The organism is Cupriavidus sp. SIMBA_020 (assembly GCF_046535395.1).
Lineage (GTDB): Bacteria > Pseudomonadota > Gammaproteobacteria > Burkholderiales > Burkholderiaceae > Cupriavidus > Cupriavidus campinensis.
Map to the genome: position 1 here is coordinate 863,903 of NZ_JAWRWU010000001.1, position 11,225 is coordinate 875,127.

At 66.4% G+C, this 11,225-nt stretch carries 11 protein-coding genes; 8 read left to right on the top strand and 3 right to left on the bottom strand.

Translation table 11 applies throughout. From position 1 onward, the window contains the following. Nucleotides 1-40 precede the first annotated feature (40 nt). The 3 genes from trxB (at nt 41) to SB751_RS04105 (ending at nt 2,405) form a co-directional block, all read left to right on the top strand. Entirely contained in the window at nt 41-994 is a 954-nt protein-coding gene (gene trxB, locus SB751_RS04095) for a thioredoxin-disulfide reductase (RefSeq protein ID WP_149136548.1), read from the top strand. A gap of 98 nt (nt 995-1,092) precedes the next feature. Next, nucleotides 1,093-1,758 (top strand): Smr/MutS family protein, encoded by a 666-nt coding sequence (locus SB751_RS04100; RefSeq protein WP_144197406.1) that lies wholly within the window; start codon nt 1,093-1,095, stop codon nt 1,756-1,758. 5 nt (nt 1,759-1,763) lie between these two features. Continuing rightward, complete coding sequence (locus SB751_RS04105; RefSeq protein ID WP_186296819.1) at nt 1,764-2,405, top strand: trimeric intracellular cation channel family protein; 642 nt, start codon at nt 1,764-1,766, stop codon at nt 2,403-2,405. A 68-nt stretch (nt 2,406-2,473) separates the two neighbouring features. On the opposite strand, the gene glnK is transcribed toward SB751_RS04105, so the two are convergent. Together glnK and SB751_RS04115 are read right to left on the bottom strand one after the other, a co-directional pair. Continuing rightward, nucleotides 2,474-2,812 (bottom strand): P-II family nitrogen regulator, encoded by a 339-nt coding sequence (gene glnK, locus SB751_RS04110; protein WP_061957551.1) that lies wholly within the window; start codon nt 2,810-2,812, stop codon nt 2,474-2,476. A 103-nt stretch (nt 2,813-2,915) separates the two neighbouring features. Next, nucleotides 2,916-4,982, bottom strand: a complete 2,067-nt coding sequence (locus SB751_RS04115; RefSeq protein ID WP_144197404.1) for an NAD(+) synthase — start codon at nt 4,980-4,982, stop codon at nt 2,916-2,918. 219 nt (nt 4,983-5,201) lie between these two features. On the opposite strand from SB751_RS04115, the gene SB751_RS04120 reads away from it, so the two are divergent. Next, nucleotides 5,202-6,425, top strand: coding sequence for a GNAT family N-acetyltransferase (locus SB751_RS04120; RefSeq protein ID WP_410747816.1), 1,224 nt, complete (start codon nt 5,202-5,204; stop codon nt 6,423-6,425). Between the two features lie 71 nt (nt 6,426-6,496). Here the strand turns inward: SB751_RS04120 and ppa are convergent, their stop codons facing one another. Then, on the bottom strand, nt 6,497-7,024 hold the full coding sequence (gene ppa / locus SB751_RS04125; RefSeq protein WP_144197402.1) for an inorganic diphosphatase: 528 nt from the start codon (nt 7,022-7,024) through the stop codon (nt 6,497-6,499). 188 nt (nt 7,025-7,212) lie between these two features. Here ppa and SB751_RS04130 point away from each other — a divergent pair, with 188 nt between their 5' ends. The 4 genes from SB751_RS04130 (at nt 7,213) to SB751_RS04145 (ending at nt 11,107) form a co-directional block, all read left to right on the top strand. Next, complete coding sequence (locus tag SB751_RS04130) at nt 7,213-8,649, top strand: aldehyde dehydrogenase family protein (protein WP_144197401.1); 1,437 nt, start codon at nt 7,213-7,215, stop codon at nt 8,647-8,649. Beyond that, a complete protein-coding gene (locus SB751_RS04135; RefSeq protein ID WP_144197400.1) occupies nt 8,642-8,884 on the top strand; it encodes a hypothetical protein in 243 nt (80 codons plus the stop codon). Before SB751_RS04130 ends, SB751_RS04135 begins: the two co-directional genes overlap by 8 nt. Before the next feature lie 74 nt (nt 8,885-8,958). Next, complete coding sequence (locus SB751_RS04140; protein WP_144197399.1) at nt 8,959-9,732, top strand: SDR family oxidoreductase; 774 nt, start codon at nt 8,959-8,961, stop codon at nt 9,730-9,732. Between the two features lie 61 nt (nt 9,733-9,793). Then, nucleotides 9,794-11,107 (top strand): MFS transporter, encoded by a 1,314-nt coding sequence (locus SB751_RS04145; protein ID WP_211942781.1) that lies wholly within the window; start codon nt 9,794-9,796, stop codon nt 11,105-11,107. Nucleotides 11,108-11,225 lie beyond the last annotated feature (118 nt).

Sequence of the window (11,225 nt, forward strand, 5' to 3'; positions counted from 1 at the left end):
GCGAACGCTCTCGCGCGTGCGCCGGCCACAGGAAGGCAACATGTCCGCAAAACACGCAAAAGTGCTGATTCTCGGGTCGGGTCCGGCCGGCTACACCGCCGCCGTCTACGCCGCCCGCGCCAACCTCCAGCCCGTGCTGATCACCGGCCTGGCCCAGGGCGGCCAGCTGATGACCACCACCGACGTGGAAAACTGGCCCGCCGACGCCAATGGCGTGCAGGGCCCGGACCTGATGCAGCGTTTCCTGGCCCACGCCGAACGCTTCAACACCGAAATCATCTTCGATCACATCCACACGGCCAAGCTGACCGAGAAGCCGATCCGCCTGATCGGCGACGCGGGCGAGTACACCTGCGACGCGCTGATCATCGCCACGGGCGCCTCGGCACAGTACCTGGGCCTGCCGTCGGAGGAGTCGTTCATGGGCCGCGGCGTGTCCGCCTGCGCCACCTGCGACGGTTTCTTCTACAAGAACCAGGAAGTCGCGGTGGTTGGCGGCGGCAACACGGCCGTGGAAGAGGCGCTGTACCTGTCGCATATCGCCAGCAAGGTCACCCTGATTCACCGCCGCGACAAGTTCAAGGCCGAACCGATCCTGGTAGACCGCCTGCTCCAGCGCGTCAAGGAAGGCCGCGTGGAACTGCGCTACGACCATACGCTGGATGAAGTGCTGGGCGACGAGTCGGGCGTGACCGGCCTGCGCATCCGCAGCACCAAGGACACCGCCAAGACCGAGGACCTGAAGCTGGCCGGCGTGTTCGTGGCGATTGGCCACAAGCCGAACACCGACCTCTTCGTGGGCCAGCTGGACATGAAGAACGGCTATATCGTGACCAAGAGCGGCCTGTCCGGCGATGCCACGGCCACCAACATCCCGGGCGTGTTCGCCGCCGGCGACGTGCAGGATCACATCTACCGCCAGGCCATCACCAGCGCCGGCACGGGCTGCATGGCCGCCCTGGACGCCCAGCGCTACGTAGAAGCGCTGCAGTAAGTAGTGGCCTCCCCTCTCCCTCTGGGAGAGGGGAGCAAACCCCGGTTTGTCTGGCCAATCCCCTTATAATCGACGCCGAGCCCCCGGAGAATCTTTCCATGTCGCACGGCGCAAAATCCCCTTCCAAGCGCTTCGGCCTGCACGATCTGGCCGCGGTGCGTGACAATCTCAAGGCTGACGCCGAGCGCCGCGAGGCGGAGCGCGTGGCCGCCGAAGCCACCGCCCGCCGCGCCGACGAGGAAGCCAATGTCTTCCGCAGCAATGTCGGCCAGGTCAGCGCCCTGCGCGACCGCAACCGCGTGGCGCATCCGCCCAAGAAACCCCCGCCCGTCGCCATCCAGACCCAGCTTAATGACAAAGCCGTGCTGGAAGCCTCGTTGTCCGACGAATTCGATGTCGAGAATCTGCTCGATATCGACGAAACCATGTCGTTCCGGCGCCCCGGCATCGGCATCGATGTGGTCCGCAAGCTGCGTCGCGGCGAGTGGGTGCCGCAGGACAAGGTGGACCTGCACGGCCTGCGCAGCGACGAGGCGCGCGAGGCGCTGGCCGAATTCCTGCGCCGCTCGGTGCGCAACGGCGTGCGCTGCGTGCGCGTGATCCACGGCAAGGGCATCGGCTCGCCGGACAAGCTGCCCGTCCTCAAGGGCAAGGTACGCAGCTGGCTGGTACAGAAGGAGGAAGTCATCGCCTTCGTCCAGGCGCGCGAGTCGCTAGGCGGCGCCGGCGCGTTGATGGTCTTGCTGCGTCAGCCCCGCGCCTGATGTCGATGCACCTGCCGTTCGATCTGTTGATGGGGCGGCTGCCGCTGATCCTCCACGTCATGGAAGTGGTCGGCGTGCTCGCCTTCGCGGTCTCGGGCGTGGTGGATGCGCGCAAGCAGCGGCTCGATGCCGTCGGCACCTTCATCGTCGCCTTCGCCACCGCGTTCGGCGGGGGCACCGTGCGCGACGTCCTGCTGGACCGCCGGCCGTTCTACTGGGTCGAGCACGAATACTACGTGCTGCTGATCTTCGCGATGTCGATCGGCGCGGCCATCGTATTTCGCGTAGTGAGCACGGTGGCCTCGAACCGCGCGATGCTGGTTGCCGATGCCATCGGCCTGGGGCTGTTCTCCGTCACGGGCACCTCGCTGGCGCTGGTGGCGCAGATGACGCCGACCGTGGCGGTGATGATGGGAATCATCTCCGCGGTGTTCGGCGGCGTGGTCCGCGACGTGCTCTGCAATGAAGTGCCGATGATCCTGCGCGACCGCTCGCCCTACGCCACCTGCTCGTTCGTGGGCTGCTGGGTCTATGTCGGCCTGACCTGGCTACGCGCCGACCAGGAGGCGGCGCTGCTGACCGGGGCGCTGGTCACAATGGCCATGCGGCTGCTGTCCGTGCAGCTTGGCTGGAAACTGCCGAGCTAGCAGAAGCCTCAACAACGAAAAAAGCCGGCGCTTGGCCGGCTTTTTTGCGTCTGGAGGATGAGCCCCAATCAGACTGCGGCTTCGTCCTGCTCGCCGGTACGGATGCGGATCACGCGCTCGATCTCGGTCACGAAGATCTTGCCGTCGCCGATCTTGCCCGTGTGGGCGGCCTTCACGATCGAATCGAGCACGGTGTCGAGCTGGTTCTCGGCCACGACTACCTCGATCTTGATCTTCGGCAGGAAATCGACCACGTACTCGGCGCCGCGATACAGCTCGGTGTGGCCCTTCTGGCGGCCGAAGCCCTTTACCTCGGTTACGGTGAGGCCGGTCACGCCCACATCCGCCAGTGCCTCGCGTACCTCGTCGAGCTTGAACGGTTTGATGATGGCGGTAATCTGCTTCATGGCTGGCCTCTGTCTGTGTTTGTCGGAAGATGACAGATTCTAGCCCGAAACCCGCCTCGGGATTGCGGGAATGGGCACACTTGGCCCCTTCCCCCCAGTTCGATCAGTCCGGAATCCGGGCCAGGTCGCGCACCCAGACCGCCGATTCCCCGTCGCTCGGGGCGCGCCAGTCGCCACGCGGCGAGAGCGACCCGCCCGAGCCCACTTTCGGGGCATTCGGCACGCAGGACCGCTTGAACTGGCTGGTGCGGAAGAAGCGGTCGACGAAAATACCCAGAACGCGCTTGATCTCGGCAAGTTCGTAGGCGTTACGCGCAACATGCGGGCCGTTGGGCCATTCGCCGCGCGCCACATCGCCCCAGGCGCTAAGCGCCAGGAAGGCCACCTTGCTGGGCGCAAACCCGAAGCGCAACGTGTAATAAAGGTTGAAATCCTGCAATTCGTACGGCCCGATGACCTGTTCGGTCTTCTGGCCCGGCGCCTTGTCCTGGCCGTCGGCGGCCGTGCCGCCGGGCACCAGTTCCGGGCTGATGTCGGTATCGAGCACGGCCGTCAGCACCGCTTCCCCGCCCTCGGCCACCTGGCCGGTTTCGGCCACCCAGCGCACCAGATGGCTGATCAGTGTCTTCGGCACACTGGCATTGACGTTGTAGTGAGACATATGGTCACCCACCCCATAGGTACACCAGCCTAGCGCCAGTTCGCTGAGGTCGCCGGTGCCGATCACGATGGCGTGATGGTGGTTGGCCAGCCGGAACAGGTGGTTGGTGCGCTCGCCGGCCTGCACGTTCTCGAAGGTCACGTCGTAGACCGGCTCGCCTTGCGCGTACGGATGGTCGAGATCTTTCAGCATCGCCATGCAACTGGGGCGAATATCGATCTCGCGCGCCGTGCAGCCGATCCAGCTCATCAGTTGCCGCGCCTGATCGAGCGTGCGGTCGCTGGTGGCGAAGCCGGGCATGGTGTAGCCGAGGATATTGGCGCGCGGCAGGCCCAGGCGGTCCATCGCGGCGGCGCAGACCAACAGCGCATGGGTGGAATCCAGCCCGCCCGAGACGCCGATGACCACCTTCGAGATCTTGCTGGACGACAGCCGCTGCACCAGCGCCTGCACCTGGATGTTGTAGACCTCCATGCAGCGCTCGTCGCGGCGGCGCGGATCGGCCGGCACGTAGGGAAAGCGCTCCACCTTGCGCGCCAGCGGCAGGGTCTGCGTCGTGGGCACGTCCACGCGGAACGACACCACCTCGAATTTCTCCACTTCCTCGCGATGACGGCGCACCGAATGGCCGAAGGTGGTCTGGTGCATGCGCTCGCGCGAGAGCCGCTCCAGGTCCACATCGGCCGTCAACAGGTGCGAACGGTCCGAAAACCGCTCCGATTCGCCCAGAAGTTCCCCGTTCTCATAGATCAGCGCCTGACCGTCCCAGGCCAGGTCGGTGGATGACTCCCCCTTGCCGGCCGAGGTGTACAGGTAAGCCGCCAGACAGCGGGCCGACTGCTGCGACACCAGCTGGTGCCGGTAGCCGGACTTGCCGATGACGATATTCGACGCCGACAGGTTCACCAGCACCGTGGCCCCGGCCAGCGCCGCGAACGACGACGGCGGCACCGGCACCCAGACGTCCTCGCAGATTTCCACATGGAAACGGAAGAACGGGATGTTCTCGATCTCGAACAGCAGCCCCGCGCCGAAGGGCACCGTGGCGCCGAGCAGCGAGATGCGGCCCTCGGTGGGGGCGCAGTCCGCCGCACTGAACTGGCGCGCCTCGTAGAATTCCCAATAATTCGGCAGGTAGCTCTTCGGCACCACGCCCTGGATGGCGCCGTTGGCGACCACCACGGCGCAGTTGAACAGCTGATGTTCGACTACCAGCGGCATGCCCACGACCAGCGCGGCCGGCAGCGACACCGAGGCTTCCACGATGCGCTGGAGCGCCAGTTCGCACTCGCGCAGCAGCGCGCGCTGATGGAACAGGTCGTCGCAGGTATAGGACGACAGGCCCAGTTCCGGGAAGGCGACCAGCGCCGCGCCGCCTTGCACGGCCTGGCGGGCCAGTTCCAGCGTCTGGTCGGCGTTGTAGGCCGGGTCCGCCACGCGGCACTCGGGCACACCCACGGCCACGCGCGCAAAGCCGTGGGAATACAGGTTGAAGAACGGATGAGTCATGTCTGGCCTTCGGATTCGGGGCGCCAGCATGCCAGTGCGGCAATCGGCGTGATCCCTGTCATTCTACGATGCGCACTGCGCACCCGTCGCGCACCCGTCGCGCACGTCACCTGGCTGGCCATGGCTGCACCGCCGCACGTCTTCCGGTAGACTCGTCCGGCACCTGATGTGGCGTCGGATGGATCAAATATTCTTCAATTCTTGAGTGGATCGGGCGGAATGCAGTCGGAATCTTGTCAGCCGGTGAGTGCGCAGCCGGACACCCCGGTGGCCAATTACCGGACGGAGATCGTCCTGGACCTGGCCGAGGTGCCGGCCGCCGACTGGGACGCCCTCGTGGCCGCCCAGCCTGACGCCACGCCCTTCCTGCGCCACGCCTTCCTGCACGCGATGCACACCAGCGGCAGCGCCACCGACGACACCGGCTGGTCGCCGCGCTTCCTCACCCTCTGGGTGCCGAACGGCCACGGCGCAGGCCGCGACCGGCTGGCCGCCGCCATGCCGCTCTACGCGAAATCGCATTCCTACGGCGAGTATGTGTTCGACTGGGCCTGGGCGGACGCCTATCGCCAGCACGACGTGCCCTACTACCCCAAGTGGCTGTCCGCCATCCCGTTCACGCCGGTGCGCGGCGCCCGGCTGCTGGCCGAGGATGACATCGCGCGCCGCCTGCTGCTGCGCTTTGCGCTGGCCCTGGCCGAGGAATCGGGCATGTCCTCGCTGCACGTGCTGTTTCCGTCCGACCATGAGGCGGATTTGATGGACGAAGCCGGCATGATGATGCGGCATGGCGTGCAGTTCCACTGGACCAACCCCGGCTACGCCGACTTTGACGCCTTTTTGGCAACGCTTTCACAGAAGAAGCGCAAGAATATCCGCGCGGAGCGGCGCCGCGTGGCGGAGGCTGGCATCACCTTCCGGCAGTTGCGCGGAGCGGAGATCGACGATGAGGCGTGGAAGTTCTTCAACCGCTGCTATCGCCAGACCTACCGCGAGCATCATTCGTCGCCCTATCTGAACCTGGACTTTTTCCGGCGCATCGGCGCGACCATGCCCGAGAACCTGCTGCTGGTGGTGGCGTCCCGCGACGGGCGCGACATCGCCAGCTCGCTGGTCGTGTTCGATGCCGATCCGCGGGTCAGCACGCTCTATGGCCGCTACTGGGGCGCGCTGGAGCACCACCCGTGCCTCCACTTCGAGACCGCCTACTACCAGCCGCTCGAATTCTGCATCGCCGAGGGCCTGCGCACGTTCGAAGGCGGCGCGCAGGGCGAGCACAAGATGGCGCGTGGCTTCCTGCCGGTGGCCACGCGCTCCGCGCACTGGCTGGCGCACCCCTCGTTCGCCGATGCAGTGGAGCGCTTCCTGGCCCGCGAGCGCCAGGGCATCGACGCCTATCTCGACGAACTGAACGATCACAGCCCGTTCGCGCGGGGCGAATAAAAAAACCCGCCAAACTGGCGGGTTTTTCCATCGATCATCGATCATCGATCATCGATCCGGTGCGAACCAGCTTACTTCTTGAAGTTCGCCACGCCGTCGGTGATTTCCTTGTGGGCTTCCTCGATGCCAGCCCAGCCATCCACCTTGACCCACTTGCCGGCCTCAAGTGCCTTGTAGTGCTCAAAAAAGTGCTTGATCTGGTCGAGCGTGTTTTGCGGCACATCGGACAGGCCCTTCATGAAGGCGGTGGCCGGGCACAGCTTGTCCACGGGCACGGCCACCAGCTTGGCGTCCACGCCGGACTCGTCGGTCATCTTCAGCATGCCGAGCGCACGGCAGCGCACCACGGCGCCGGCCAGGATCGGGAACGGCGTCAGCACCAGCACGTCCACCGGGTCACCGTCGCCGGACAGCGTCTGCGGAATGAAGCCGTAGTTGGCCGGGTAGCGCATGCCCGTGCCGATGAAGCGGTCGACGAACAGCAGGCCGGTTTCCTTGTCGGCCTCGTACTTCACCGGATCGCTCTGGGCCGAAATCTCGATGATGACGTTGAAATCGTTGGGAAGGTCCTTGCCCGGGGAGACGAGGTTGAAGCTCATGCGAGTTCTCCGAATGCCAGTGTTGTGGGATGGCGGGCATTATAGCGGTTCGCTCCTGACCCCACGCTGACAAGCCAGCAGCCCGCGCCGCCCCCCAAGTACCAAGTGCCTTGCGCGGCCCGCGCGGTGCGCGATAATGCGGCATTCCCGATTCAGCAGTTGCTCCATACCCGAGCACGGAGATAAGCATGCACGCCCAGCACTTCGTCGCCAACCGCCTGATCGCCCCCGATTCCGGTCTGCGCATCAAGGTTTTCGATCCCTCCAACGGCGAGCCGTTCGCCGAGATTGCCCGTGGCAACAGCACGGACATCAGCGTGGCCGTGCTGGCCGCCCGTCAGGCCGCCGAGGGCGCCTGGGGCGCCATGGCACCCGCAGAGCGTGTCCGCCTGCTGAACCGCGTGGCGCTGGTGCTGATGGAGCACGAGGACGAACTGGCCGCGCTGGAGGCCCGCGACACCGGCAAGCCGCTGCGCCAGGCCCGCGCGGACGCCCGCGCCGTGGCGCGCTACTTCGAGTTCTACGCGGGCGCGGCAGACAAGCTGCACGGCCAGACCATCCCCTACCAGCCCGGCTACACGGTGCTGACCGTGCGCGAGCCGCACGGCGTGACGGGCCACATCATCCCCTGGAACTACCCGCTCCAGATCTTCGGCCGCAGCGTCGGCGCGGCGCTGGCCACCGGCAACGCCTGCGTGGTCAAGCCGGCCGAGGATGCCTGCCTGTCCCTGCTGCGCGTGGCCGAGCTGGCCGCCGAGGCCGGACTGCCCGAAGGCGCGCTCAATATCGTCACCGGCTATGGCCACGAGGCCGGCGCCGCGCTGGCCCGCCATCCGGGCATCAACCATATTTCCTTCACCGGCTCGCCCGAGACCGGCAAGCTCGTGGCCCAGCTGGCGGCCGAGAACCATGTGCCGGTCACGCTGGAGCTGGGCGGCAAGTCCCCGCAGATCGTGTTTGCCGATGCCGACCTGGACACGCTGCTGCCCGTTATCGTCAACGGCATCGTCCAGAACGCCGGGCAGACCTGCTCGGCCGGCAGCCGGCTGCTGGTGGAGCGTTCCGTCTACGAGACCCTGCTGGACCGGCTCTCGGGCGTGTTCGAGTCGCTGCGCGTGGGGCCGTCCGCGCTCGACCTCGAATGCGGCCCGCTGATCAGCCGCAAGCAGCAGCAGCGCGTGTGGGACTTCGTCTCCGATGCCCAGCACGCCGGCATTGCCGTGATGGCGCAGGGCCAGATCGTCGGCGAGGCCCCGGAGTCTGGCTACTACCAGGTGCCGATGCTGTTCCGCGACGTGCCGCCCACGCACCGGCTGGCCCAGGAGGAAGTCTTCGGCCCGCTGCTGGCGGCGATGCCGTTCGACAGCGAGGAAGAAGCGCTGCGCCTCGCCAACGGCACCGCCTACGGGCTGGTGGCCGGCCTGTGGACGCGTGACGGCGCCCGCCAGCTACGGCTGGCCCGCAAGCTGCGCGCCGGCCAGGTCTTCATCAACAACTACGGCGCCGGCGGCGGCGTGGAGCTGCCCTTCGGCGGCACCGGCCAGTCGGGCCATGGCCGCGAGAAGGGCTTCGAGGCCCTGTACGGATTCACCACTCTGAAAACCATCGCCATTCAACATGGGTAACATCAATTTTCTGTCGGTCGCGTTCGCCATCTTCTTTTTCTGGATGGCCTGGCATGTCCGGAACAAGCGTGCCACCAACCCGTCCGGCATGCCCCGCCTGCAGGTTTTCAAGCGCAAATGGGGCGACACCGTGGGCGACCGCGTCCACTGGTGCCTCTACGTGGCCCTGCCCTTCCTGCTGGCCGTGATGATGGTGGCCAACGCCCTGCGCGGACGGGGGCCGTTCGCGCACTAATCGATAAGTCGTCGGCAGCATGCCCGCCAGCGGCGCCAAGACCGCGGCGGGCCTATCTATATAGGAGACAGGACATGGCAAGACTGGCTGGCAAGGTGGCCGTGGTCACGGGCGGCGGCTCGGGCTTCGGCGAAGGCATCGCCCATACGTTCGCGCGCGAAGGCGCCGCCGTGATGGTGGCCGACCTGAACCTGGAGGCCGCCGAGCGCGTCGCCGCCGCGATCCGCGAACAGCATGGCGCGACAGGTGGCACCGCCCGCGCGGTCCGGGCCGACGTGGCGCGGGGCGACGACGTGGCCGCCATGCGGGACGCCACGCTGGCCGCCTTCGGCGACGTGCACATCGTGGTCAACAACGCCGGCACCACCCATCGCAACAAGCCGATCCTGGAGATCACCGAAGACGAGTTCGACCGCGTCTACGCGGTCAACGTCAAGAGCATCTACTGGTCGGCCCGGCACTTCATCCCGCATTTCCGCCAGCGCGGCGGCGGCAACTTCGTCAACGTGGCGTCCACCGCCGGCATCCGGCCCCGCCCCGGTCTGGTCTGGTACAACGGCAGCAAGGGCGCCGTCATCACGGCCAGCAAGGCCATGGCGGCCGAACTCGGCCCGGACAACATCCGCGTGAACTGCGTCAACCCGGTGATCGGGGCCACCGGCCTGCTCGAACAGTTCATGGGCCTGCCGGACACCCCCGAGAACCGCGCCAGATTCCTCGCCACGATCCCGATGGGGCGCATGTCCACCCCGCAGGACGTGGCCAACGCCTGCCTCTACCTCGCCTCCGACGAGGCGGCGTTTATCACCGGCACCTGTATCGAAGTGGACGGCGGGCGCTGCGTGTAGCGCTTGCATCACTTCCCAACCCGCGGCAACGACTTATAAGAACCCAATGAGGAGACAAGTCATGACAACGACCGCAGTGAACCCCGGCATGCGCGATGCCGGTTTCGAAGACGCCACCTACCGCAAGGTGAGCTGGCGCCTCGTGCCCTTCCTGTTGCTGTGCTACGTGGTGGCCTACCTGGACCGCGTGAACGTGGGCTTCGCCAAGCTCCAGATGCTCAACGACCTCAAGTTCAGCGAGACCATCTACGGGCTGGGCGCCGGCATCTTCTTCATCGGCTACTTCCTGTTCGAGGTGCCCAGCAACGTGATCCTGCACCGCGTGGGCGCGCGCATCTGGATCGCCCGGATCATGATCACCTGGGGCGTGATCTCGGCGGCGATGATGTTCGTGACCACGCCGACGATGTTCTACGTGCTGCGCTTCCTGCTCGGCGTGGCCGAGGCGGGCTTCTTCCCCGGCATCATCCTGTACCTGACCTACTGGTACCCGGCGGAGCGGCGCGGGCGCACCACCACGTTCTTCATGACGGCCATCGCGCTCTCGGGCGTCATTGGCGGGCCGCTGTCCGGCTGGGTCATGCAGGCGTTCGACGGCCACAACGGCTGGTCCGGCTGGCAGTGGATGTTCCTGCTCGAAGGCATTCCGTCGATCCTGGTCGGCCTGTGGGTGCTCGCCTACCTCGACGACCGCATCCGCCACGCCAAGTGGCTGACCGAGGACGAGAAGGCGCTGCTGGAGCGCAACATCGCCAACGAGGAGCAGCACAAGGAAGACCCGCCGATCCGCAAGGTGCTGTCCAGCCCGCGCGTCTGGCTGATGAGCGCCATCTACTTCTGCTTCGTGATGGGGCTCTACGGCGTGAGTTTCTGGCTGCCGACGATCATCAAGCAGACCGGCGTGAAGGGCGCGCTGGACATTGGCCTGCTGACGGCGATTCCCTACGGCTGCGCCGTGATCGGCATGATCCTGGTGGCGTACAGCGCCGACAAGCGGGGCGAGCGGCGCTGGCATATCGCGCTGCCGGCGCTGGCCGGGGCGGTGGGACTGGTGCTGTCGGTGCAGTGGCATGGCGACACCACGCTGGCCATGGTGGCGCTGACGCTGGCCACCATCGGCATCCTGACCACGCTGCCGCTGTTCTGGAGCCTGCCCACGGCCTTCCTGGCCGGCACGGGCGCGGCGGCCGGCATTGCGCTGATCAACTCGCTGGGCAACCTGGCGGGGTTTATCAGCCCCTACGCAGTGGGCTGGCTCAAGGACCTGACCCAGAGCACCGACTCGGGCATGTACCTGCTGGCGATCTGCCTGGTAGCCGGCGCGGCGCTGACGCTGTCGGTGCCGGCAAAGATGGTGAACCGCAAGGCTGGATAAGGTAGCGGATCGGATCGATCCAAAGACAAAGGGCCGGCGCTTGAACTGACCCCCTAAAGTTGGACGGGTAAGTTAGGCCGCGGCCAAGGGCTGGGTCCTGTATTGCACAGGACTCAGC

Coding starts and splice junctions, on each gene's coding strand:
- SB751_RS04120 (WP_410747816.1), top strand. CDS start 5,202: ATGCAGTCGGAATCTTGTCAGCCGGTGAGTGCGCAGCCGGACACCCCG.
- ppa (WP_144197402.1), bottom strand. CDS start 7,024: ATGAGCTTCAACCTCGTCTCCCCGGGCAAGGACCTTCCCAACGATTTC.
- SB751_RS04135 (WP_144197400.1), top strand. CDS start 8,642: ATGGGTAACATCAATTTTCTGTCGGTCGCGTTCGCCATCTTCTTTTTC.
- SB751_RS04105 (WP_186296819.1), top strand. CDS start 1,764: ATGCACCTGCCGTTCGATCTGTTGATGGGGCGGCTGCCGCTGATCCTC.
- SB751_RS04100 (WP_144197406.1), top strand. CDS start 1,093: ATGTCGCACGGCGCAAAATCCCCTTCCAAGCGCTTCGGCCTGCACGAT.
- SB751_RS04145 (WP_211942781.1), top strand. CDS start 9,794: ATGACAACGACCGCAGTGAACCCCGGCATGCGCGATGCCGGTTTCGAA.
- SB751_RS04130 (WP_144197401.1), top strand. CDS start 7,213: ATGCACGCCCAGCACTTCGTCGCCAACCGCCTGATCGCCCCCGATTCC.
- SB751_RS04140 (WP_144197399.1), top strand. CDS start 8,959: ATGGCAAGACTGGCTGGCAAGGTGGCCGTGGTCACGGGCGGCGGCTCG.
- glnK (WP_061957551.1), bottom strand. CDS start 2,812: ATGAAGCAGATTACCGCCATCATCAAACCGTTCAAGCTCGACGAGGTA.
- SB751_RS04115 (WP_144197404.1), bottom strand. CDS start 4,982: ATGACTCATCCGTTCTTCAACCTGTATTCCCACGGCTTTGCGCGCGTG.
- trxB (WP_149136548.1), top strand. CDS start 41: ATGTCCGCAAAACACGCAAAAGTGCTGATTCTCGGGTCGGGTCCGGCC.